Annotated in this window: 31 protein-coding genes, 1 tRNA gene and 1 pseudogene; 25 read left to right on the top strand and 8 right to left on the bottom strand. The window is 68.1% G+C overall.

Going from position 1 to position 19760, the window contains the following annotated elements:
- Positions 1-131 precede the first annotated feature (131 nt).
- Positions 132-1709, top strand: a complete 1578-nt coding sequence (locus ACP15J_RS09260; protein ID WP_424936703.1) for a hypothetical protein — start codon at positions 132-134, stop codon at positions 1707-1709.
- Between the two features lie 9 nt (positions 1710-1718).
- Here ACP15J_RS09260 and ACP15J_RS09255 read toward each other — a convergent pair whose 3' ends face one another.
- Positions 1719-2060 (bottom strand): ArsR/SmtB family transcription factor, encoded by a 342-nt coding sequence (locus ACP15J_RS09255; RefSeq protein WP_098408594.1) that lies wholly within the window; start codon positions 2058-2060, stop codon positions 1719-1721.
- 81 nt (positions 2061-2141) lie between these two features.
- Here ACP15J_RS09255 and ACP15J_RS09250 point away from each other — a divergent pair, with 81 nt between their 5' ends.
- Genes ACP15J_RS09250 through ACP15J_RS09235 form a run of 4 tightly spaced genes read left to right on the top strand, consistent with a single transcriptional unit; the run spans position 2142 to position 6099 of the window.
- Positions 2142-3473, top strand: a complete 1332-nt coding sequence (locus ACP15J_RS09250) for an NAD(P)-binding domain-containing protein (protein WP_424936702.1) — start codon at positions 2142-2144, stop codon at positions 3471-3473.
- Between the two features lie 48 nt (positions 3474-3521).
- Positions 3522-3881: a Cd(II)/Pb(II)-sensing metalloregulatory transcriptional regulator CmtR gene (gene cmtR / locus ACP15J_RS09245; RefSeq protein ID WP_144882518.1), complete on the top strand. Its 360-nt coding sequence runs from the start codon at positions 3522-3524 to the stop codon at positions 3879-3881.
- Complete coding sequence (locus tag ACP15J_RS09240; protein WP_374459344.1) at positions 3878-5794, top strand: heavy metal translocating P-type ATPase; 1917 nt, start codon at positions 3878-3880, stop codon at positions 5792-5794. Before cmtR ends, ACP15J_RS09240 begins: the two co-directional genes overlap by 4 nt.
- The gene (locus ACP15J_RS09235; RefSeq protein ID WP_098408598.1) at positions 5791-6099 is read left to right on the top strand and encodes a hypothetical protein; all 309 of its coding nucleotides are present in this window, start codon (positions 5791-5793) and stop codon (positions 6097-6099) included. The genes ACP15J_RS09240 and ACP15J_RS09235 overlap by 4 nt, the downstream gene beginning before the upstream one ends.
- A gap of 135 nt (positions 6100-6234) precedes the next feature.
- On the opposite strand, the gene ACP15J_RS09230 is transcribed toward ACP15J_RS09235, so the two are convergent.
- The 6 genes and pseudogenes from ACP15J_RS09230 to ACP15J_RS09205 form a co-directional block, all read right to left on the bottom strand.
- Positions 6235-6639: an arsenate reductase ArsC gene (locus ACP15J_RS09230; RefSeq protein WP_098408599.1), complete on the bottom strand. Its 405-nt coding sequence runs from the start codon at positions 6637-6639 to the stop codon at positions 6235-6237.
- 15 nt (positions 6640-6654) lie between these two features.
- Positions 6655-7659, bottom strand: coding sequence for a metalloregulator ArsR/SmtB family transcription factor (locus tag ACP15J_RS09225; protein ID WP_144882516.1), 1005 nt, complete (start codon positions 7657-7659; stop codon positions 6655-6657).
- A complete protein-coding gene (gene arsB / locus ACP15J_RS09220; protein WP_144882515.1) occupies positions 7656-8744 on the bottom strand; it encodes an ACR3 family arsenite efflux transporter in 1089 nt (362 codons plus the stop codon). Before arsB ends, ACP15J_RS09225 begins: the two co-directional genes overlap by 4 nt.
- Positions 8741-9067, bottom strand: a complete 327-nt coding sequence (gene trxA / locus ACP15J_RS09215; RefSeq protein ID WP_144882514.1) for a thioredoxin — start codon at positions 9065-9067, stop codon at positions 8741-8743. The genes arsB and trxA overlap by 4 nt, the downstream gene beginning before the upstream one ends.
- On the bottom strand, positions 9064-10038 hold the full coding sequence (trxB, locus tag ACP15J_RS09210) for a thioredoxin-disulfide reductase (protein WP_098408603.1): 975 nt from the start codon (positions 10036-10038) through the stop codon (positions 9064-9066). Before trxB ends, trxA begins: the two co-directional genes overlap by 4 nt.
- 162 nt (positions 10039-10200) lie before the next feature.
- A pseudogene (locus tag ACP15J_RS09205) lies at positions 10201-10416 on the bottom strand (CpaF family protein); the annotation flags it as partial.
- Between the two features lie 80 nt (positions 10417-10496).
- Between ACP15J_RS09205 and ACP15J_RS09200 the strand changes: the two are divergent.
- The 16 genes from ACP15J_RS09200 to ACP15J_RS09125 all read left to right on the top strand — a co-directional run bounded on the left by ACP15J_RS09200 (position 10497) and on the right by ACP15J_RS09125 (position 17132).
- On the top strand, positions 10497-12035 hold the full coding sequence (locus ACP15J_RS09200; RefSeq protein ID WP_424936701.1) for a recombinase family protein: 1539 nt from the start codon (positions 10497-10499) through the stop codon (positions 12033-12035).
- A 203-nt stretch (positions 12036-12238) separates the two neighbouring features.
- A complete protein-coding gene (locus tag ACP15J_RS09195; RefSeq protein WP_424936700.1) occupies positions 12239-12475 on the top strand; it encodes a hypothetical protein in 237 nt (78 codons plus the stop codon).
- Positions 12472-12600 carry a hypothetical protein gene (locus ACP15J_RS09190; RefSeq protein WP_424936699.1) on the top strand — a complete coding sequence of 43 codons (129 nt, stop codon included), beginning with the start codon at positions 12472-12474 and terminating at the stop codon, positions 12598-12600. Before ACP15J_RS09195 ends, ACP15J_RS09190 begins: the two co-directional genes overlap by 4 nt.
- Positions 12597-12881: a hypothetical protein gene (locus ACP15J_RS09185; RefSeq protein WP_424936698.1), complete on the top strand. Its 285-nt coding sequence runs from the start codon at positions 12597-12599 to the stop codon at positions 12879-12881. Before ACP15J_RS09190 ends, ACP15J_RS09185 begins: the two co-directional genes overlap by 4 nt.
- Entirely contained in the window at positions 12878-13198 is a 321-nt protein-coding gene (locus tag ACP15J_RS09180) for a hypothetical protein (protein WP_424936697.1), read from the top strand. Before ACP15J_RS09185 ends, ACP15J_RS09180 begins: the two co-directional genes overlap by 4 nt.
- Positions 13195-13371, top strand: a complete 177-nt coding sequence (locus ACP15J_RS09175) for a hypothetical protein (RefSeq protein ID WP_424936696.1) — start codon at positions 13195-13197, stop codon at positions 13369-13371. The genes ACP15J_RS09180 and ACP15J_RS09175 overlap by 4 nt, the downstream gene beginning before the upstream one ends.
- Positions 13364-13519, top strand: coding sequence for a hypothetical protein (locus tag ACP15J_RS09170; RefSeq protein WP_424936695.1), 156 nt, complete (start codon positions 13364-13366; stop codon positions 13517-13519). The genes ACP15J_RS09175 and ACP15J_RS09170 overlap by 8 nt, the downstream gene beginning before the upstream one ends.
- The gene (locus tag ACP15J_RS09165; RefSeq protein ID WP_424936694.1) at positions 13512-13796 is read left to right on the top strand and encodes a hypothetical protein; all 285 of its coding nucleotides are present in this window, start codon (positions 13512-13514) and stop codon (positions 13794-13796) included. The genes ACP15J_RS09170 and ACP15J_RS09165 overlap by 8 nt, the downstream gene beginning before the upstream one ends.
- Positions 13793-14047 carry a hypothetical protein gene (locus ACP15J_RS09160; RefSeq protein WP_424936693.1) on the top strand — a complete coding sequence of 85 codons (255 nt, stop codon included), beginning with the start codon at positions 13793-13795 and terminating at the stop codon, positions 14045-14047. The genes ACP15J_RS09165 and ACP15J_RS09160 overlap by 4 nt, the downstream gene beginning before the upstream one ends.
- Positions 14044-14241, top strand: a complete 198-nt coding sequence (locus tag ACP15J_RS09155) for a hypothetical protein (protein ID WP_424936692.1) — start codon at positions 14044-14046, stop codon at positions 14239-14241. Before ACP15J_RS09160 ends, ACP15J_RS09155 begins: the two co-directional genes overlap by 4 nt.
- Positions 14238-15080: a hypothetical protein gene (locus ACP15J_RS09150; protein ID WP_424936691.1), complete on the top strand. Its 843-nt coding sequence runs from the start codon at positions 14238-14240 to the stop codon at positions 15078-15080. Before ACP15J_RS09155 ends, ACP15J_RS09150 begins: the two co-directional genes overlap by 4 nt.
- A complete protein-coding gene (locus tag ACP15J_RS09145) occupies positions 15077-15238 on the top strand; it encodes a hypothetical protein (RefSeq protein WP_424936690.1) in 162 nt (53 codons plus the stop codon). Before ACP15J_RS09150 ends, ACP15J_RS09145 begins: the two co-directional genes overlap by 4 nt.
- Positions 15235-15876 carry a hypothetical protein gene (locus ACP15J_RS09140; RefSeq protein WP_424936689.1) on the top strand — a complete coding sequence of 214 codons (642 nt, stop codon included), beginning with the start codon at positions 15235-15237 and terminating at the stop codon, positions 15874-15876. Before ACP15J_RS09145 ends, ACP15J_RS09140 begins: the two co-directional genes overlap by 4 nt.
- Complete coding sequence (locus ACP15J_RS09135) at positions 15863-15988, top strand: hypothetical protein (RefSeq protein WP_424936688.1); 126 nt, start codon at positions 15863-15865, stop codon at positions 15986-15988. Before ACP15J_RS09140 ends, ACP15J_RS09135 begins: the two co-directional genes overlap by 14 nt.
- A 319-nt stretch (positions 15989-16307) precedes the next feature.
- A complete protein-coding gene (locus tag ACP15J_RS09130) occupies positions 16308-16628 on the top strand; it encodes a hypothetical protein (RefSeq protein ID WP_424936687.1) in 321 nt (106 codons plus the stop codon).
- A gap of 288 nt (positions 16629-16916) precedes the next feature.
- Positions 16917-17132 (top strand): hypothetical protein, encoded by a 216-nt coding sequence (locus ACP15J_RS09125; protein WP_424936686.1) that lies wholly within the window; start codon positions 16917-16919, stop codon positions 17130-17132.
- 167 nt (positions 17133-17299) lie between these two features.
- Here ACP15J_RS09125 and ACP15J_RS09120 read toward each other — a convergent pair whose 3' ends face one another.
- Complete coding sequence (locus ACP15J_RS09120) at positions 17300-17491, bottom strand: hypothetical protein (RefSeq protein ID WP_424936685.1); 192 nt, start codon at positions 17489-17491, stop codon at positions 17300-17302.
- Positions 17492-17642: 151 nt separating this feature from the next.
- Between ACP15J_RS09120 and ACP15J_RS09115 the strand changes: the two genes are divergently transcribed.
- The 4 genes from ACP15J_RS09115 (at position 17643) to ACP15J_RS09100 (ending at position 19721) form a co-directional block, all read left to right on the top strand.
- On the top strand, positions 17643-18860 hold the full coding sequence (locus ACP15J_RS09115) for an RtcB family protein (RefSeq protein ID WP_424936684.1): 1218 nt from the start codon (positions 17643-17645) through the stop codon (positions 18858-18860).
- Positions 18861-18864: 4 nt separating this feature from the next.
- Entirely contained in the window at positions 18865-19077 is a 213-nt protein-coding gene (locus ACP15J_RS09110) for a hypothetical protein (protein WP_424936683.1), read from the top strand.
- 145 nt (positions 19078-19222) lie between these two features.
- Positions 19223-19549, top strand: coding sequence for a hypothetical protein (locus ACP15J_RS09105; RefSeq protein ID WP_424936682.1), 327 nt, complete (start codon positions 19223-19225; stop codon positions 19547-19549).
- Between the two features lie 100 nt (positions 19550-19649).
- Positions 19650-19721 (top strand) — tRNA-Gln (locus tag ACP15J_RS09100).
- The last annotated feature ends 39 nt before the right edge of the window (positions 19722-19760 follow it).

The following is a 19760-nucleotide window of genomic DNA, read 5'->3' as shown; positions in this document are numbered from 1 at the left end:
TGCCGACGTGCGAGTCGTGCGGCCGTGCTGTCCGCATGCCGCACAAGACGCCGAGCGGCGGACGTCGCTGCTCCCGCTGCGAACGGAACGCCAGATCCGTCGCATGCGCGACCTGCGGCCAGGTGAGGCCGGTGCAGCGCACCATCGACGGGAAGCGGTACTGCCGTGAATGCTGGCGTGCTGATCCCCGTTCCTTCGACCATTGCTCCCGGTGCGGTCAGCACGCGACCATCGTCGTCCGTCGCCCCGAGCTCGTCTGCCTGGCCTGTTACACCGCGCCAGTCAAGACCTGCGGGCTCTGCGGAGAGCCCGGCCGGGTCGCATCCCATCTCGACGGGCGACGCGTCTGCGCCCGCTGCTACTACGCGATGCGCACGCCGCAACCCTGCCCTGAATGCGGGCGCAAGGTGTTCCTCACCGGGTTCATGAACGACCAGAAGGTCTGCGCGGATTGCGCCGGCACGCCGATCACGATGGCGTGTCCCGGCTGCGGTTCGATCGAAGAAGTGCGCAAGCATCGCCTCTGTGCCGAGTGCCGCCGACCGATCACCATCCAACGACTCCTCGGCGACGAGACCGGCGATATCCGCCCGGAGCTTCAGCCTCTTGCTGACTACCTGCTCACGCACCATGGCAAGGCGAATTCTCTGGAGCGGTGGCAGCACAAGAGCAAATGTGCCGCCGTGCTCCGCGAACTCGCCGAGGGGACCCTGCCTCTCGCCGCCGACGCGATCATGACCAGAGCCCAGTCGGGGCAGTCCGTGGCATTCCTCCTTTCGCTGCTGGTTCGCTCCGGCGTACTGCCGGAGCTTGACGTCGAGGCCGCGCGCTTCGACCACTGGCTCGAGAACTGGCTATCGGAGGTTGGGCACGCCGAAGACCGGCTTGTCCTGCGCCGGTACTGCACCTGGGAGTTGCTCCGTTCGACGCGCGCATTCCGGGCGGTGTCTCGCGGCCCGTCGAGCCCTGCGGCTGGCTTCCAACGGCAACGCGCAGCGCTCAGGTACTGTGCCGCGCTCCTGCACGAAATCCGATCGCAGCGCGAGACGCTCGCCACCTTCCCCCAACGCCGCCTCGACGCGTTCCTCACGGACTCCCCGAGTCAGCGGGACGCGTTGGCACCATTCACCCGCTGGTTGCGACGCCACCAGTTGAGCACCCTACGCGTCGAGTTCCGGCCGAGTCGCCTCGAGGGCCGGCACTACGAGTCCGACCATCGATGGCAGATGGCCCGTCGATTCCTCACCGATTCGGACATGGACTCGAAGACCCGTGCTGCGGGCCTGCTCGTTCTCCTCTACGGCATCCAGCTCACCCGCATCATCACCCTCACCCGCGATCAGGTCGACGCGACCTCCCAGCCCGTGAAGCTCACTATCGGGGCGGAACCTATCGAGCTCCCCAAGATTCTCGGAGACGCGATCATCGACCTGGTCGACGCGTCGATGCGCCATCCCGAAGGATGGCTATTCCCCGGCAGAAACCCGGGGCTCCATCTCACCCCGGGGCCGATCAGTCGCCGCCTCCGCGCCGAAGGGCTCCGCTCCGGAAGCGCCCGGACGACCGCCCTCATCGAACTCACCCGGCAGATGCACCCGCGGATCGTGTCCGACTTGCTCGGCATAACGCCGGCGTCGGCCGCCGCGTGGTCGCGCCTCGCCAGTGGGGACTGGTCCGACTACCCAAAGATCCGTTCGGCGTCCGCCTGACAACGAAGCTCAGCCCAGCAGCGCCTTCGCCGCGTCGGCGAGCGTGCCGGTGGTCGGCTGGTAGTACGCCCATTTCCCGCGCTGCTCGCGCGTGACGAGGCCGGCCTCGACGAGCAGCTTCATGTGGTGGGAGATCGTCGGCTGCGACAGGCCCACGGGGTCGGTGAGGTCGCAGACGCACATCTCGCCGGCGCTGCTCCCGACGATCATCGAGAGCAGCTTCACCCGCGTCGGGTCGCCGAGGGCCTTGAAGACCTTCGCGAGGTCGTGGGCGGTGCCGTCGTCCATCGCCTGGCCGGGGGTGCAGCAGGAGTCGGCGCTGGTGTCGATGGTGACGGGCAGTGCGTTCATGGCTCTATTCTGCCCGACGTATTGACATCCGTCGATATGAGCGTCAGGATCGTCTTGTCTCACATCGAAGAACGTCAATGCATGGAGGTCGCAGTGAACCCTGTCGTCGTCATCGGTGCTGGTCCGCAGGGACTGGCCGCCGCAGCCCATCTGATCGAGCGGGGGCTCGAACCGCTCGTCCTGGAGTCCGGCGACGCCGCCGCTTCGGCAGTGGCCGAATGGGGCCACGTGCGCTTGTTCTCGCCGTGGACGGAGCTCACCGACCCCGCGTCGCGACGTCTGCTGGAGCCGACTGGATGGTCGGCCCCGACGCAGGGCTACCCGACCGGCGCGCAGTGGATCGAGCGGTACCTCGCGCCCCTCAGCAATGTGCTCGGCGACCGCGTGCGCTACGGGACGCGGGTCGTCGGCGTCGGCCGGGAGGGCCGCGACCTCTCCGTCGACGCCGGCCGCGCCGAGCAGCCCTTCGTCGTCCACGTCGAGCGCGCGGACGGCACCGAGGAGCGGATCGAAGCGCGTGCGGTGATCGACGCTTCGGGCACCTGGCGCACTCCGAGCCCTGCCGGAGCTGACGGGCTGCCCGCGCTCGGGGAACGCGCTGCAGTCGATGCGGAGCTCCTGGAGCATCGCATGCCCGCGATCGAGGACGCGACCGCGCTGGCTGGCCAGCACATCGTGGTGGTCGGCAACGGCCACTCCGCCGCGACGACGATCGGTACGCTCTCTCGCGTGGCCAAGCGCGAGCCGGGGACGCGGATCACCTGGGTGCTCCGGCGCGGCGCGGTCGGCAACACCTTCGGCGGCGGCAGCGCCGACGAGCTGCCCGAGCGCGGCGCGCTGGGACAGCGGGCGAAGAAGGCCGTCGAGGACGGGCTCGTCGATCTCGTCACTGGATTCCGCACGGAGCAGGTCGTCATCGATGGCGGTCAGGCGGTGCTCATCGCGGAGGACGGCCGCCGGCTCGACCCTGCCGCTCGGGTGTTCGTCGCGACCGGCTTCCGCCCAGACTTGTCCTTCCTCTCGGAGATCCGTCTCGACCTCGACATGCGCCTGCAGGCCCCGTCGAAGATCGCTGCGGAGGTTGATCCGAACGTGCACTCGTGCGGCTCCGTGCGGGCCACGGGCGCTGCTGATCTCGCCCAGCCCGAGTCGGGCTTCTACATCGTCGGTGCGAAGTCCTACGGGCGTGCGCCGACGTTCCTCGCTCTGACCGGGTTCGAGCAGGTGCGCAGCGTCGTCGCCGCGATCGCCGGGGACCACGAGGCCGCCGAGCGCGTGGAGCTCGCTCTGCCGGACACCGGCGTGTGCGGAGGCTCCGGCCTCTTCGACGCGCCGGACGAGTCTGCCAGCACGGAATCGTGTTGCGCGCCGGCCCCGCAGCTCATCCAGCTCGGCGTGGGTTCGGCCTCGTAGGTTCACTACCCATTCGGTTCATGTCAGTGCTGGCTGTATAGTCAGTGTGTGCTGACTATTGCTTCGCGTCTTGACGTCATGAACCGGCTCGGCCGGGCGATGGCGGACCCGACGCGTTCCCGGATCCTGATGACCCTGCTCGCCGGCCCGAGCTATCCCGCCGTGCTCTCGCGCGAGCTGAAACTGACCCGCTCGAACGTCTCGAACCACCTGACCTGCTTGCGCGACTGCGGGATCGTGGTCGCTGAGCCCGAGGGGAGGCAGACGCGCTACGAGATCGCGGACCCGCACCTGGCGGCGGCGCTGACCGCGTTGGTGGACGTGACTCTCGCGGTAGACGAGCACGCGCCCTGCATGGACGCGGCGTGCACGGTGCCGGGCTGCTGCGGGATGGGAGCGAGCGAGTGAGCGCGGCGTGCGGCTGCGAGCACGACGAGCTCGAGACCACCATCAGCGAAGAGGCTGAGGAGGCGGAACACCCCTGGTGGCGGGACCGCGGGATCATGGTCCCGGTCTTCTCCGGCATCGCCTTCCTCACTGGCCTGGTCCTGGAGTGGTCTGGGATGGAGATCCCGGCCTTGGTGTTGTTCTGGATCGGCCTGCTGCTGGGTGCATCGACGTTCACCCCGGGCGCGATTCGGAAGCTGTTCAAGGGTAAGCTCGGCATCGGGCTGCTGATGACGATCAGCGCGGTCGGTGCGGTGATCCTCGGCTATGTCGAGGAGGCCGCAGCGCTGGCGTTCCTGTACTCGATCGCCGAGGCACTGGAAGACAAAGCCATGGACCGCGCCCGCGGCGGGCTCCGGGCGCTGCTCAAGCTCGTCCCGGAGACCGCGACCGTCCGCCGCGACGGTACCTCGGTTGAGGTCCCGGCGAAGGATCTCCAAGTGGGGCAGCTGATGCTGGTGCGGCCGGGCGAGCGGATCGCGACCGACGGCATCGTCCGCACGGGGCGCTCCAGCCTGGACACCTCCGCGATCACCGGGGAGTCGATCCCGGTCGAGGTCGAGCCCGGCGACACGGTCTCAGCCGGTGCGATCAACACCGCTGGGGCGCTGGAGGTCGAGACGACCGCGGCCGGCACCGACAACTCGCTGACCACGATCGTCGACCTGGTGGAGAAGGCTCAGGCCGAGAAGGGCGACCGCGCCCGTCTCGCCGACCGAATCGCCCGCCCCCTCGTCCCGGGCGTGCTGATCCTCGCCGCCCTGGTCGCGATCATCGGGTCGCTGTTCGGCGACCCGGAGCTGTGGATCGCCCGCGCTCTCGTGGTGCTGGTGGCGGCGTCGCCGTGCGCGTTGGCGATCTCGGTCCCGCTGACTGTGGTGGCCGCGATCGGCTCGGCGAGCAAGTTCGGCGTGATCATCAAGTCGGGTGCCGCGTTCGAGCGGTTCGGCGTGATCCGTCACGTCGCCGTCGACAAGACCGGCACCCTCACCCGCAACGAGCCCGCCGTCGCCGCCGTCCTCACCGTAGACGGTGTGAGCGAGGCGGAGGCGCTGGCGTGGGCGGCCGCGTTGGAGCAGCACAGCACCCACCCGCTCGCGGCCGCGATCACCGCCGCTGTGCCGGATGCCCCTGCGGCGGAGGGCGTGACCGAGCAGGCCGGTCACGGCATCGAGGGCGAGCTCGACGGCGCGCGGGTCACGGTCGGCAGTCCCCGCTGGCTGCACGCCGGGACGCTCGGCGACCGGGTCGCGGGGCTGGAGGAGCAAGGCATGACGGTCGTGATCGTCCACCGCGACGGCGTCCCGGTCGCCGCGATCGGCGTCCGCGACGAGCTGCGACCGGAGGTCCCCGAGGTCGTGCGCACCCTCGCGACCCAGGGCATCGGGGTGACCATGCTCACCGGCGACAACGCCCGCACCGCCCGCGCCCTCGCTGCGCAAGCAGGGATCGATGACGTCCGCGCCGAGCTGCGCCCCGAAGACAAGGCCGCCGCGATCGCAGAGTTCGGTGCGAAGGGGCCGGTCGCGATGATCGGCGACGGCATCAACGACGCCCCTGCGCTGGCCGCCGCGGACATCGGTATCGCGATGGGCGCGACGGGCTCCGACGCCGCGATCGAGTCGGCCGACGTGGCCTTCACCGGTCACGACCTGCGGCTTCTCCCGCGCGCGTTCGACCACGCCCGTCGGGGGCGGCACATCATCAACCAGAACATCATCCTGTCGCTGCTGATCATCACCGCGCTGCTCCCGCTGGCCCTGTTCGGCGTCCTGGGCCTCGCCGCCGTGGTCCTGGTGCACGAGATCGCCGAGGTCGTCGTCATCCTCAACGGACTGCGCGCCGCCCGGACTCGGAAGGAGCCGACCGCATGAAGGTCGAACTGCTGCACATCGTCGACTGCCCGAACACGGCAATCGCCGAAGCCAACGCACGCGCGGCGCTGGATGCTCTCGGGCTCGGGGCCGTTCCTGTCGAGCTGGTGACGATCCGAACCGAGGCCGAGGCGGCGAGCACCCAGTTCGGAGGCTCGCCCACGATCCTCCTCGACGACGTCGACCTGTTCCCGACGGCCCCGGTTCGCTCGCTGGCGTGCCGGGTCTACGCGACGGAAAGCGGGTACGCCGGAGCGCCCACGCAGGAGCAGATCGAAGCAGCGATGCGAGGCGCATCCCGGTAGAGCGAGAACGACCGGTGACGCGATCACTGGGTCACACCTCACGGCACAACGGTGTTCGCCGTAAAGTTCGCGGACCCGGAAACACACCGGAGGGGTAGGGCCATTGGCCTCTGCCCCTCCGCTGCTCGCAGCTCCTCAGACGAGCAGTTCGGCGAGGAGGGTCTCGACGCGGGCCTTGATGTCGTCGCGAATCGGGCGCACCGCATCGATGCCCTGCCCCGCCGGGTCGTCGAGCTTCCAGTCCTCGTACCGCTTGCCCGGGAAGAACGGGCAAGCGTCGCCGCAACCCATCGTGATCACCACGTCGGAGGCCTGCACGGCCTCGGTGGTGAGCACCTTGGGCTGTTCGGCGGTGATGTCGATGCCCTCCTCGCGCATCGCCTCGACGGCGACCGGGTTGATCTGGTCGGCGGGCATGGACCCGGCGGAGCGGACCTCGACGCGGTCGCCCGCCAACTCGCGGAGATAGCCGGCGGCCATCTGGGAACGGCCGGCGTTGTGGACGCAGACGAAGAGGACGGAAGGCTTCTGGTCGGTCATGGTTGTTCGCTTCTTTCAGTCGGTGAGGGTGGCGAGGAGGCCGCGGACGCGGCCCTCGATGTCCTGGCGGATCGCTTCGACGCCCTCGGGCGAGGCCAGCGCAGGATCGCCCACGGCCCAGTCCTCATAGCGGACGCCGGGGATGATCGGGCAGACGTCGCCGCAGCCCATCGTGACCACCACGTCTGCGGCGCGCACCGCGTCGTCGGTGAGCGGCTTCGGGAACGCCGTCTCGGCCTCCTGCGCGCCCTCGATCTCGGTGAGCAGCGAGCGCACGTGCGGGTGCACGTCCGACGCCGGGGCGGATCCTGCGGAGCGTGCGACGACGCGGCCGTCGGCGAGCTGGTTGACGATCGCGGCGGCGAGCTGGGAGCGGCCCGCGTTCTGCACGCAGACGAACAACACCTGCGGCACCCCGGCCGAGCGGTCCCGCGTCAGGTCGGCGAGGCGCTGCCGGGCGAACCGCTCGGTCAGCGGGATCATGTGCGCCGTCAGCTTCGCCGAACGCACCAGGCCGGCGTAGGACTCGCGCACGATCGCGATCACGAGGTCCCGGTTCAGCCCGGCCAGCTCGTCCGCGAGCTCCTCCGCGAGCCTGGTGACTCGGGCGTCCATCTGCTGCAGGGCCGCGGTCCGTGCCGCGGTGTCTTCGGGGTCGTCGGTGACGGCCGCGGCGGGAGCGAACGCGTCGAGGAGGGCTGCGACGGCGCGCTGTTTGCCCGGGGCGATGCGGTAGTAGACCCAGGTGCCGCGGCGCTCGGACAGCAGCATCCCGGTCTCCTTCAACACCTTCAAGTGGTGCGAAACGGTCGGCTGCGACACCTCGGCGAGGTCCGCGAGGTCGCACACGCAGGACTCGCCGCGCGGGTCGGTCGCGATCGCGGAGAGCATCCGCAGCCGCAGCGGGTCAGCGAGCGCTTTCAGTGCCCCGGCCACGGTCGTGGCGGCCTCGGTGCCGATCGCGTGCGCCGTGGACGGTGCGCACGCGTCGGCGTCAGAGATGACGGTCGTGTCGGTCATGACGTCCTCGATTCGGTGGCGTAGGGATCGGTGTGGAACCAGGCCTTCGCGGCCCAGAGTGAGACGTAGACCAGGCCCACGAGCACGGGCACTTCGATGAGCGGGCCGACGACCCCGGCCAAGGCCTGGCCGGATGCCGCGCCGAAGGTGCCGATCGCGACCGCGATGGCGAGCTCGAAGTTGTTGCCCGCGGCGGTGAACGCGAGCGTCGTGGAGCGCGCGTAGCCCAGACCGAGTGCCTTGCCCAGCAGGATGCCGGCGAACCACATCAGTGCGAAGTAGACCAGCAGCGGCAGCGCGATCCTGGCGACGTCCATCGGGTGGGAGGTGACCTGTTCGCCCTGCAGGGCGAACAGCAGCACGATCGTGAACAGCAGCCCATAGAGCGCCCACGGCCCGATCCTCGGGAGGAACTTCTCCTCGTACCAGTCGCGCCCCTTGCGCTTCTCGCCGATGAACCGGGACGCGAAGCCCGCGACGAGCGGGATGCCGAGGAACACGAGCACGTTCAAGGCGATCTGCCAGACCGAGATCTCCAGCCCCTGCGCATCCAGCCCCAGCCAGCCCGGCAGCACGGTCAGGTAGAACCAGCCCAGCACCGAGAACATCACGACCTGGAAGACCGAGTTGATCGCGACCAGCACCGCGGTCGCCTCCCGGTCACCGCACGCGAGATCGTTCCAGATCACGACCATCGCGATGCAGCGCGCGAGACCCACGATGATCAGCCCGGTCCGGTACTCCGGCAGGTCGGGCAGGAAGATCCACGCGAGCGCGAACATCACCGCGGGCCCCACGAGCCAGTTCAGCACGAGCGAGGAGACGAGGAGCTTCTTGTCGCCCGTGACGGCGGCGACCTTGTCGTAGCGGACCTTCGCGAGCACCGGGTACATCATCACCAGCAGGCCCAGCCCGATCGGGATCGAGATCCCGCCGACCTCCATCGCAGAGAGCGCGTCAGAAAGTGCGGGCACGAAACGACCGAGCAAGAGGCCCGCGACCATCGCGAAGCCGATCCACAGCGGAAGCCACTTGTCGAGGGTGGAGAGCCGTTTCGGGGCGGTGCGGGTCAGGGTGTCGGTCATGCGAGCAGCTCTTCGATCTTCGCGACGTAGACGGGTTTCGGGTGCGCGCCGATCAGCACGTCCACCCGCTCTCCGTTCCGGTAGAACCCGAGGGTGGGGATCGAGGTCACGCCGGCCGCGGTCACGGTCTCGGGGTTCTGGTCGGCGTCGACCTTCACGATCTTCACCCGGCCCGCGTAGTCGCTGGCGAGCTGGTCCAGGATCGGGGCGATCGCCTTGCACGGGCCGCACCAGGTCGCCCAGATGTCGACCACGACGGGTAGCTCGGACTCGATCACCTCAGCCCGGAAAGTAGCGTCGGTGACGGGAGTGACGATGCTCATGCGGAGACCTCCAAAGCAAGCTCAGGAACGGTGGTGGGTTCGAGGTTCGACAGGTAGTGCTGGGCGTCCTGCGCGGCCGCGCAGCCGGTGCCCGCGGCGGTGATCGCCTGCCGGTACGTGTGATCGACGAGATCCCCGGCCGCGAACACCCCGGGCAGGTTCGTCCGCGTCGACGGGTGCGCGACCCGCACATACCCGTCCGCGTCGGTGTCGACCTGCCCGGTCACGAGCTCGGAACGCGGGTCGTGCCCGATCGCGACGAACACCCCCGTCGCGTCGAGCGTGCGCTCGGCCCCGGTGACGGTGTCGCGCAGCGTGAGCCCGGTGACCTGCTCATCGCCGAGGATCGCAGCGACCTCACTGTTCCAGGCGACCTCGATCTTCGGGTCCTCCAGCACGCGCTGCGCCATGATCCTCGACGCGCGGAACTCGTCCCGGCGGTGCACGACGGTCACCTTCGACGCGAACCGGGTGAGAAACAGGGCCTCCTCCATCGCGGAGTCCCCGCCGCCGACCACGACGATCTCCTGCTCGCGGAAGAAGAACCCGTCGCACGTCGCGCACCAGGACACTCCGTGCCCCGACAGCCGCTCTTCTTCGGAGAGGCCGAGCTTGCGGTACGCGGAACCCATCGTGAGGACCACCGCCCGCGCCCGGTACGTCGCCCCGGCACCGGTCTCGATGGTCTTCACGTCGCCGTCGAGCTCGAGGCGGATCGCGTCGTCGTAGACGATCCGAGCGCCGAATCGCTCGGCCTGCGCCCGCATCGACTCCATCAGCTCCGGTCCCTGCACGCCATCGACGAAGCCCGGGAAGTTCTCCACCTCCGTCGTCGTCATCAACGCACCGCCCGCGGTCACCGAGCCCGCGATCACGACCGGCGCGAGACCCGCACGCGCCGCGTAGACCGCCGCCGTGTATCCGGCGGGACCGGACCCGACGATGACCAGTTCGACTTCTTGATTCGACATGCTTCTATATTGACATCTATCGAATCAATCCGCGAGTTCGCGATGGCTTTGTCACCGGATGTTCACCTACCGTGCTCAGGCATGGCCGCCAACACCCTTCGCGCGTGAACCTCCGCATCATCGACGAAAAAGGCGCGAAAAGTGCACTCTTCAACAATCGGACCTACCAGTATCGGCGATCGCCACGTGCAGCCGCGACCCGTCCGGGAGAGAGGCGTCCACGAACGGCTGAGCGAGGTCGACGCGCCGCCCCGTGCTGTGCAGCATGCGCTCGACGAGATCGCGCAGCTCGGCCTCGGTGATGCGGATCGCGAGCCGTTCGCTCCGTCCGCCGCGAGCGACGAAGACGCGGTCGGGACCGTTCAGCCAGATCTCCTCGGAGGCTCGGTTGATGTACCGAGCAGTAAGGGGCGGCTCGGCCCCCTCCTAAGCGCCACCGATCACGAATAGGACCCTGTATGCCCCACGCCGACCTGGTAGACCTCTACCTCCGACTCTCCATCGACAAGGAGGGCAAGGACTCCATCGAACGTCAGGAGGCGGACCTCCGCTCCTGGGCCGCACGTGAAGGGCTCACCGTGCGCAAGGTCTGGCGCGACGCCGGTAAGTCCGGGTACCAGCGGGGAGTGAAGCGGCCTAGCTTCGACGCCGCCGTCGATGCGGTGACCTCCGGAGAGGTCGGGACGCTCGCCGTTTGGAAGCTAGACCGTCTGAGCCGCCAGGGTGCCGGACAGGTGGGCACGGTGCTGGACGCTGTCGACACCGCAGGGGGGCGGCTCTTCTTCCTCAAGGACTCGCTGGACTCGACCGTTCCTGGCTCAAGGATGGTAATTGTCATCGTGTCGGAGCAAGCACGGGCGGAGTCGGCGAATGCGTCGATACGAGTACGTGCCAAGAAGGAGGTGGAGCGCAAGGCGGGCCGGTATCTCGGGGGCTCTGCCCCCTTCGGCTACATCGTCGGCGCAGACCGAAAGCTCCGACGGCACCCGACTGAGGCTCCCCTTGTGCGGGAGGCCTACGAGCGGCTGCGCGATGGAGAGACCATGCTGAGCGTCTGCCGAGACTGGAACGCCCGCGGTATCCCTACCCGGCGCGGCGCCTCCCATTGGCGATCGTCGACCATGTCGGTGGTTCTGCGATCGCCCGCCTTGGCAGGCCTTGTACCCGATCACCGGGAGGAGAGAGCCGCGGGCTACCAGGGTTCCGACCTCCACCCATGGCGCGACCCCGACACGGGCGAGACCGTATCGCTTATGGCCGAGGGAGAGCCGCCGATTGTCTCCGAGGGAGAGCGCATGGCCCTCCTGGCCGAGCTCGACTCACGGCTCCGGCGATACGGCCGAGGCATGCGGGCCGTGCGCCAGCCGGAGACCTTGCTCGGAGGCGGGCTCGTGATCTGCGACTCGTGCCAGCGTACCTGCAACTCCTTCGGCAACGCGTACAGATGCCGGAAGCGGGACTATGTCGGCGACCCGTGCCTGCGCCCTTTGAGTGTCACGCTCTCAGTGCTGGAGGACGCCGTCAAACGGGAGTGGGCGCACCGTCTCGCCAAGCTGGAGCCCGACGACCCGCTCCTCGCGGCCGTCGCGGATCGGTGGCTTGCGCGCAACGACCCTGCCCCACTCCGCGAGCGGGAGGAGCTGCGCGAGCGTCTGCGAACGCTAGAAGCCAAGGTGGAGGCGGCGGACCATGACCACTACGTACGCGGTGTGCTCCCGCCCGAGCGCCACGAGAGGATCGTCGGGGCTCTTGCCGCTCAGATCACTGACGCCCGCGGGGCGCTGGAGGCTCTCCCCGAGCCAGAGGCCAATCTCGCCGGGCTACTCGACCCGGAACTCTCCCTGCCTGCGATCCAGACCGCGCCGGTCCTCGAAGCGCGCGCGCTCCTCCGACTTGCGATCGATCGCGTCATCGTGAAACCTGCCCCGTACCCCGGCGCTCGATTTCACGCGCACGAACGCATGCGCATCTTGTGGGCGGGAGAGGCCACCGAGTAGGCCTCCGCTCGTCGGAGGGCGCCGGCGGAGACCTCGTAGTGTCGAAGTGTCAGTTCAAACCGACACTCCCTATTCCTCTATGAGGCGAGCTCTCTCTCATAGGTGGAATAGAGAGTGTCGAAACGAACCGACACTTCGACACTGAGCAGCCCAGGGCACTCCGGCCCCCTCTTCAACGAATCACGTTGAAGAAAGGGCCCCACATGCTCAGTCTCGTCCTACTCCAGACCTATCTAGGCCTCGCCATCGTCGGCTTCCTTGGCTGCGCTGTGCTCGCCCTGTTCCTTCACTTCGACCAGGGCGACCCATCGTTCGCGACGTGGACGGCCCGGATCGCTCTCGCCTTCCTCATCTGGCCCATCGCCGCGCCAATCGCCCTGGGCGCTGGCGTCTATCTACTCGTCCGCCTGGCGCTCGGCAAGGAGGTGGATCCCCGATGACCACCCTCTCCATCTCCATCGACATCGCTCCCCCGGCCACCGACGACGACCTGGTAGAGCCGCACGACCGCCGTGTCCGCCACGAGCCGGTCCTCGCCGCCACCGTCTGGAAGGACCGCGCATGACCACCACAATCTCCGAGTCCGAGTACATCCTCGGTCCCGCAACCCACGCCGCCGTGCTCAAGGAGGCCGACCGGCGCTACCCCGACCCCGGGAACGTCGAGGACCGGATCAAGTTCGCCTCTGGCGCTGCCTTCATGGCCGCTCGCGTAGGCCGCCTCGCGTGGGCCATCTGGCAAGAGGCCGATGAGGCACTCGCCGATCCCTCGGCGGGCCCCCGGGAGGTCGAACTTGCGACTCGCATTCAGGACCTCCTGCGACGTGAAGGGGCGGTTTGGCCGTGAACACTCCCCAGTCCGCCGTCATCCTCGGCGTGTTCGTGATCCTCGCGGCTTCGATCCTCGCCGGATACGTCCTCACGGTGGGAGGCAGTGAGGCCCACCATCGCAAGTCCGCCCGTCAGCATGCCCGACGATGCCGCTACGAGGGCCCGATGCCCGAGGTAACCGACCGCCAGCTACGACGCCGGATCCGCGCCACCGCCAGCCGCGCACGCGCGAACAAGCGACAGGGTTTCGGCCGCCTTGCCGAACTCGACCGCGACGACCTCTCCCGCCTCATCGCGGAGGCCAGTCGCCGAGGATTGGACCTCCCCCGATGAAACGTCAGCCCCGCACCTTCTACACCTCCGACCTCCACCTCGGGCACGACAAGGTCGCCGAGATCCGTGGCTTCGAGTCCGCCGCAGGCCACGACCTCGCGATCCTCCGCGCGTGGGAGGCCACCGTCCAGCCCGCAGACACCGTCTATGTCCTTCGGGGCGTCGATGAGTGATCCGATTCGCGCGGTCGTGGATGACGTGATCGCTGAGCATCACGGGCGCGTGGCGACGCACTGGGACGGCTGCTGGAAATGGCATGCGGCATGCCTCGCACACCTGATCCGGGGGCATCTGGAGGAAGAGGGAGAGACCGATGAGTGACCGTATCGACCACGCCGCCGAAGCGCGGATGCACATCGACTGGGCGCACGAGCAGCAGGAGGTGGAGGGCCAGGTTAGCGAGTCCGTGCAGAACAACGCGACGCTCGCCGTCGCGGAAGCTGTGCTCGCCCTGGTGGAGCAGCAGCGCATCGCGAACCTGCTCGCGCTCTGGTCTATGCCGAATGAATCGAAGCCGGGCTTCATCGAAGCCGCCGGCTTGACCGGCGATCAGGACGTGCAGGCGGCGCGGATGATTCGAGAGGGGCTGGGGCTATGACCGACATTCGAGGCGAGATCGCACGCACCCTGGCCGATTGGCTTGACGAGGGTCATGCAGAGGCATGGCTGGTCGAGATGTACGAGGACGCGGCCGACGCCCTCATGCCTCTGATCCGGCGCGCACAAGCCGAAGCGTGGGCGGAGGGCGAGAGGGCCGGACTGCTGCGAGCGGATTACGAGTACGGCGCGATCGGCTACCAGAACGTGAAGACCAACCCGTACATCGAGGCGGGAGCGACGGGAGCATGACCATCAGCCGGTACCGCAAGACGGAGCACTCTGACGTGACGTACGTCCGGGGCGGCGACCTCGGCGAGCTTCTTGAGGCGGTCGAGGAGTTCTACGGACGCGCCGGAGACGCGTCCTGGCGTGTGGACGGTGACGCGATCGTCCTCAGCATGCCGATGGGGAGCGAGCTTGTGGGAAGGAGCGTCGACGAATGAGCCGTGAGCAGTTGGTCGAGAAGGTGCGCCGGATGATCGACGAGAAGATGGTGCCCCACATGGGGGTGTCTCACTCCGCTGAGCAGGACGAGCGGGTGCTTGACGAGCTGGCCCGCGATCTGGTCGCCGTGGTCGATGCCGCGCACGCCCCGACCGACGACGACCGGGAAGCGCTAGCGCGCCTCATTGACCCCGAGGCTTGGAGGGATTCCGAGCCGGCCTCGGATGCGTTCTTGGGCGATCCTGTCGCCCAGAAGACCTATGAGGGCTTCTTCTGGCAGGCTGTCGCAGAACGCCGCGCCCCTTCGTTTGCGGCCGCGGATCGTGTGATTGCCGGCTTCCACCGCACCGTCCAGGGCGAGGCGCACGCCCCGACCGAGGACGAGCGGATGGCTGCGCAGGCGTATGCGGATGCCGAGTATCCGGAGAGCAAGCTGGCGGCGGAGAACGAAGCCTTCGCTGATGTCGCGGAACGCGCTTTCTTGGCCGGCGTGCGCTTCCGCCGCCCCGAGCAGGGCACCCCAACCGACGACGAGCGGGAAGCTGAAGCGCGGCGCATCTGGCCGATCGACCGCGAGTACTCAGAAGCGCAAACGCGCGCGGTGTTCTCGGTCAAGGAACTCGACGCCTACTGTGCGTCGGCGTTCAAGCGGGGCGCGCGGTGGGCTGCTGGCTTCAGCCGCACCGTGCAGGGCGAGCCGGCAGCGGCGCTGGAGCGCGTGCGCCTGTACTGCGAGAACCAGGGCGACAAGTTCCGGTATCACGCGCAGCGCATCCTCGACATGCTGCCAGACACCCCGACCGTGCAGGGCGAGGCAGCCGAGGGAGGGAACCGATGAGTGCGATGGAGCGATGCAAGAACTGCGGCAAGCGGATCTTCTTCGACCGCCAGGGGTGGCGGGACGTGACCCCGGCGTGGAAGCACTACGGGTACGCACGGCGAGAGTGCGCCGGGCTGACCTTGAAGTACGCCGAGCCGAGGGAGGAGATCCGATGAGCGACTACACGCCGACGACCGAAGATGTGCGGCGCTCCGCAGTGGACTATTGGCCACCGATCACAGCCGAAGAGTTCGACCGCTGGCTTGTCGCTCACGATGCTGAGGTGCGCGCCGAGACGGTCGAGTACGTCGCGCGGATCGCCGCCGACACGCTCCGCATGTGCCAGCGCGGCGGCGTGGGGGAGAAGAAACATCGCGAACCTCGCGAAGAGCATGAAGGAGGAGCTGAAATGAGCGACTACACGCCGACCGATGACGAGATCCGTGCCGAGTATCTGAGCCGCTACTCGCATGCGAACATCCGTGACCGGTATGACGCGGACTTGATGATGGCGGGCTTCGAGGATGGGGTGCGGTGGGCTGCCGAGGTGCGCGCCGCCGCACTGGCCGGGCAGGGCGAAGGGCGGCGTTGGTATGCCGCGTGCTGGCGCGAGGATGACGGGACTCTGGAGCCGCTCGAATCCGAGACCATTCTGCGCGAGTACGCAGAGGCCGAGGCAACGCTCTGGAGGGGCAATGAGGAGCGTGACCCGGCCGGCCAGCCGGACCGGGTCGTCCTGGCGACCAAGGTCCGATATCCGTGGCTGCCGGTTCCCGCTGACGAGACGGGAGGATCTGGCCGTGACCGCTTGTGATCGCTACGGGCATGCCTGGTACGCGCGGCGCTTTGGCGGGATCGGGGTGTGGGCGATGCGGGGAGCGGAGGTCACGCTTCTGCATGGTCGCCGGGCGTCCGATCCCGCATGACGAGCACAGCCACATCGAGACGGAAGGAGACGGAGCATGACGTACACGCCTGAGCAGGTGACCGCCCTGACTTGTTCGCCAGGGAGGCGAGACGCTGATTGTCCAGAGTGCGGCGACGCCTATTGCCGCTGCGGGATCGATTGGACCGGAGCGCCCAACCGCCCAGACGGTAGTGAGGAGGACCGATGAGTAGGACCGCAGAGGAACCGACCTGCCCGCGATGTGGTGACGTGACCCTCATCTGGACCGACTGGGGCCCCCGATGCCCAGCCTGCTTCCTGTTCGTCGCCATCCCGAAACGCCCATACGGGAGTGAACGATGAACGCCGATCGAGCAAGGTCCGGCGTGATGCGCCTGGCGACCGCTGAGCGCATCCGAGATGGGAAGGGGTGGTACTGGCCCCCGAACGCGCGCAAGGCGCACTACTACGACGCCGACAACCGCACGCTCTGTGGGACAGGCTTCGTCTTCATCCTGCCCAGCGACCTCGAAGGGCTCGATGCTGGGTCGGGACCGGACGACTGCGCGGGATGCCGCCGAAAGGTCGATGCGGCACGAGCCCGCCTGGCGATGGACGACGCTGTTCGCGCGGCGCTCGGCGTGGCCACGGATCGCCCAAACGGGAGCGCAGAGCGATGATGCATCCCTATGACCTGAGCGCGGCTTGCCTCGTCTACGATCGCGGCCGATGCACCGGGAAGACCAACCCGGAGTACATCGGCGGCGTGGCGAAATGCGTGTGCGGGTGCCACACAGACCGCCCAAACGGAAGCCCCTGCTGCGCCGCGTGCGACACGTTCGGAGACGACGCATGAGCGGGTGTGGTGAGTCGCTGTGCCCTGCGGATCACGATGCGATGAGCGATGAGGACGTGATCCACCACTGGACCGCCACAGACCGCCCAAACGGGAGCGAGGAGACGAGCTGATGGACGACATTCAGATGGAGGTCATCGACGGCCGCGGAGCTCTCGGCATCGTGATCCTCCGCGAGGAGGGCGACCAGATCGCAACCGAGCTCAAGGGTCTCAGGGTGGACAAGCTCACCGCCGCGCGGCTCTTCTACTCGCTCGCGAAGAAGCTCAAGGCCATACACGACGACGAGCAGGCAGACCGCCCAGTCGGGAGCGAGGAGGCGAAATGAGCACGATGGCTGACAGCGAGCATTCGCGGTTCGACTTGGTCGTGCGTATGGGGCAGATCCGGGCCGGCCTCGACCCCGACTACAAGGACATCCCAGCCGTCATCGATGAGGCGGTTGCGATGGGTGCGGTCTTCCAGGTGGTGCATCCGCCAGGCTCGTACCTCGGGTCAGTCGGAGGACTCACCTGTGGTCGGAGTCTCCCGCTTCCCGGCAACCCAGGCTGCGACGAACGCCGCGACGGCTCCTACCGCGAGTCCCCAGCCGATCCCATCCCAGAACGACGGCTGGCCGCGGGTGGTCACGAAGCCGAGCATCATGGCGATCCCGGCGAGCAGGTAGTAGGCGCGGTCGCGGCTCATGACCGGGAGTCTACGCACCAACCAGGCGGGAGCACCCGATGACCTCCCGTCGCCCATATTCCTCCGACGAGCTCGTCATCGCTTCCTACATCAGCTTCCTCGCTGTCTTCGTGCTCCTGCCCCTTATCCACCTCGTATTGAAAGGCGCATCATGACTTTCCCCGTTTCCCTCACCGGCACCTCCGCTACCGTCCTCTCCTGGGCGGAGGAGGAGACCATCGAAGAGGCTGCGCTCCAGCAGCTCCGCGACGTCTCCGAACTCCCCGGCCTCCACGGCCTCCGCGTGATGCCCGATGTCCACTTCGGCAAGGGCGCCACCGTCGGCTCCGTCATCGCCATGGAGCAGGCCCTCGCGCCTGCCGCCGTCGGCGTGGACATCGGCTGTGGCGTCAACGCCGTCCGGACGTCGCTCATGCTGGAAGATCTCACAGCGACCGACCTCCGGCGTCTCCGCTCTCGCTTCGAGGCCGTGGTTCCTGTTGGCTTCTCGGTACACAATCGCCAGCATGACGCCCGGCACGGGATCGAGGCTGGCGCCGCGCACGCGCTCATGCGCCGCTTCGACGCCCTTCGCGCCCCTGTCGCTGAGCAGGAGTCCCGCGCGTGGGACGCGCTCGGCACCCTCGGCGGCGGTAACCACTTCATCGAACTCTGCACGGACTCCTCGGGCCGTATCTGGATCACCCTGCACTCCGGATCCCGTGGCATCGGCAACACGCTCGCCCAGCGGCATATGGAGATCGCCCGCGGGCTCCCGGCGAACGCCGACCTCCCCGAACACCTCCGCGAGCTCTCCCTCTTCTACAAGGGCACGCCGGAGATGGACGCCTACCTCCACGACCTCCGCTGGGCGCAGGAGTACGCCATGCACTCGCGGACGATCATGATGGAACTCGTCAAGCGCGAGCTTCGCGCGCATTTCGACTCCTCGGGCGACCGCGTCGGTTACGTCGTCCTCTTCGACGAGGAAATCAACTGCCATCACAACTACGTCGCCGAGGAGGTCATCGACGGCCGCGAGATGATCGTCACCCGCAAGGGCGCCATCTCGGCCAAGGACGGCGAGTTCGCCCTCATCCCGGGCTCCATGGCGACCGGCTCCTACATCGTGCGCGGCAAGGGCAACCCGGCCAGCTTCCAGAGCGCCTCCCACGGCGCCGGACGGAAGATGTCGCGCAACGCCGCCAAGAAGCGCTTCACCGTCGACGACGTCAAGCGCACCATGCAGGGCATCGAGGCGCGCACGGATGAGGGCGTCATCGACGAGATCTCGCTCGCGTACAAGGACATCGAGAACGTCGTCGCCGCACAGCGCGACCTTGTCGACGTCGTCGAGCGCCTAAGCACGATCCTGTGTGTGAAAGGCTGAGCGCATGACCGAGTACACCGCCCGCCTACCATCGGCCCTCAGTGAGGAGGACATCGAGGATCTCCGTGGAATCGGCGCGGTTGAGCTCACTTTCGTCGGCGACTTCCGCAACCGAGATGAGGCCGTGCGGGCCCTCGGCGACGAGTACGGCTGGCGCGGCCTAGACCGCTCGTGGTGGGATGTGCACCTATCGGGACGCCGAGCCCGGAACAGCTAGCCCCATCTCAAGACCCCCGTACCGGCTCATCCCGGCGCGGGGGTCTTTGCTTATGTCGGCCGATTATCAGCGATTGGCTTATGTCGGGCAGTCCGCCGATGCGCGGCCCCCTCCTCAATGCCCACACCCGACGGAAGGAGCCGCAATGCCGATCATGGAGCACCCAAAGCCCGAGGAGTCAGGGTCGCTCGCTACCGCCCCGCTGGACAAGCTCCTCGTGAGATGGCGGAACGCGGCGCCGGGTAATCCGGGCCTCGCGTCAGCCGATATCGTCGCCCACGCCGGGTCCATAGTCGCGTTCGCGTTGGACGACGGCCGCATGGCCGGTCACGACACACGCGCCTGGGTCGCTGCCCTCGGCAAGTGCCTTGCTGTGGCCGAGTTTACGCTGGGCCCGCCTCCGTTCGGCGACGACGAGATCCAGGGCTTCCTACAGACGATCCCCGCCGAGGAACCCCGTGAGCCGGCGTGAGCACCCGCGGCCCCCTTATTAGATAGAGGCCCACATAGCCACACCGTGACTCCGTCGCCCGGGCGCGCTGATACAGATAGCGGCCCGGCACGGAGGCTACTCCCGCGTCGGCTAACTGGCAGGCCCCCCGGCTCTGAACCGGGCAATCCTGGTTCGAATCCAGGCGAGGGAACAACCAGCCCAGCCCCGCTAGCCCCGCGGCTGGCCGCCC

Origin of the sequence: Microbacterium sp. S308A+, from assembly GCF_049800815.1 — a bacterium.
GTDB lineage: Bacteria > Actinomycetota > Actinomycetes > Actinomycetales > Microbacteriaceae > Microbacterium.
The sequence above is the reverse complement of the archived record's forward strand: the minus strand, read 5'-3'. Positions and strand labels throughout refer to the sequence as shown.

Excerpts from the sequence above, each read along its gene's own strand:
- ACP15J_RS09110 (WP_424936683.1), top strand. The coding sequence starts at position 18,865 with ATGACCGAGTACACCGCCCGCCTACCATCGGCCCTCAGTGAGGAGGAC.
- ACP15J_RS09140 (WP_424936689.1), top strand. The coding sequence starts at position 15,235 with ATGAGCGACTACACGCCGACGACCGAAGATGTGCGGCGCTCCGCAGTG.
- ACP15J_RS09235 (WP_098408598.1), top strand. The coding sequence starts at position 5,791 with ATGAAGGTCGAACTGCTGCACATCGTCGACTGCCCGAACACGGCAATC.
- ACP15J_RS09190 (WP_424936699.1), top strand. The coding sequence starts at position 12,472 with ATGACCACCCTCTCCATCTCCATCGACATCGCTCCCCCGGCCACCGAC.
- ACP15J_RS09230 (WP_098408599.1), bottom strand. The coding sequence starts at position 6,639 with ATGACCGACCAGAAGCCTTCCGTCCTCTTCGTCTGCGTCCACAACGCC.
- ACP15J_RS09145 (WP_424936690.1), top strand. The coding sequence starts at position 15,077 with ATGAGTGCGATGGAGCGATGCAAGAACTGCGGCAAGCGGATCTTCTTC.
- ACP15J_RS09150 (WP_424936691.1), top strand. The coding sequence starts at position 14,238 with ATGAGCCGTGAGCAGTTGGTCGAGAAGGTGCGCCGGATGATCGACGAG.
- arsB (WP_144882515.1), bottom strand. The coding sequence starts at position 8,744 with ATGACCGACACCCTGACCCGCACCGCCCCGAAACGGCTCTCCACCCTC.
- ACP15J_RS09165 (WP_424936694.1), top strand. The coding sequence starts at position 13,512 with ATGAGTGACCGTATCGACCACGCCGCCGAAGCGCGGATGCACATCGAC.
- ACP15J_RS09195 (WP_424936700.1), top strand. The coding sequence starts at position 12,239 with ATGCTCAGTCTCGTCCTACTCCAGACCTATCTAGGCCTCGCCATCGTC.
- ACP15J_RS09250 (WP_424936702.1), top strand. The coding sequence starts at position 2,142 with ATGGAGGTCGCAGTGAACCCTGTCGTCGTCATCGGTGCTGGTCCGCAG.
- ACP15J_RS09155 (WP_424936692.1), top strand. The coding sequence starts at position 14,044 with ATGACCATCAGCCGGTACCGCAAGACGGAGCACTCTGACGTGACGTAC.
- ACP15J_RS09130 (WP_424936687.1), top strand. The coding sequence starts at position 16,308 with ATGAACGCCGATCGAGCAAGGTCCGGCGTGATGCGCCTGGCGACCGCT.
- ACP15J_RS09200 (WP_424936701.1), top strand. The coding sequence starts at position 10,497 with ATGCCCCACGCCGACCTGGTAGACCTCTACCTCCGACTCTCCATCGAC.
- ACP15J_RS09185 (WP_424936698.1), top strand. The coding sequence starts at position 12,597 with ATGACCACCACAATCTCCGAGTCCGAGTACATCCTCGGTCCCGCAACC.
- ACP15J_RS09175 (WP_424936696.1), top strand. The coding sequence starts at position 13,195 with ATGAAACGTCAGCCCCGCACCTTCTACACCTCCGACCTCCACCTCGGG.
- ACP15J_RS09120 (WP_424936685.1), bottom strand. The coding sequence starts at position 17,491 with ATGAGCCGCGACCGCGCCTACTACCTGCTCGCCGGGATCGCCATGATG.
- ACP15J_RS09255 (WP_098408594.1), bottom strand. The coding sequence starts at position 2,060 with ATGAACGCACTGCCCGTCACCATCGACACCAGCGCCGACTCCTGCTGC.
- ACP15J_RS09105 (WP_424936682.1), top strand. The coding sequence starts at position 19,223 with ATGCCGATCATGGAGCACCCAAAGCCCGAGGAGTCAGGGTCGCTCGCT.
- ACP15J_RS09170 (WP_424936695.1), top strand. The coding sequence starts at position 13,364 with ATGAGTGATCCGATTCGCGCGGTCGTGGATGACGTGATCGCTGAGCAT.
- trxB (WP_098408603.1), bottom strand. The coding sequence starts at position 10,038 with ATGTCGAATCAAGAAGTCGAACTGGTCATCGTCGGGTCCGGTCCCGCC.
- trxA (WP_144882514.1), bottom strand. The coding sequence starts at position 9,067 with ATGAGCATCGTCACTCCCGTCACCGACGCTACTTTCCGGGCTGAGGTG.
- ACP15J_RS09125 (WP_424936686.1), top strand. The coding sequence starts at position 16,917 with ATGGACGACATTCAGATGGAGGTCATCGACGGCCGCGGAGCTCTCGGC.
- ACP15J_RS09225 (WP_144882516.1), bottom strand. The coding sequence starts at position 7,659 with ATGACCGACACGACCGTCATCTCTGACGCCGACGCGTGCGCACCGTCC.
- ACP15J_RS09160 (WP_424936693.1), top strand. The coding sequence starts at position 13,793 with ATGACCGACATTCGAGGCGAGATCGCACGCACCCTGGCCGATTGGCTT.
- ACP15J_RS09115 (WP_424936684.1), top strand. The coding sequence starts at position 17,643 with ATGACTTTCCCCGTTTCCCTCACCGGCACCTCCGCTACCGTCCTCTCC.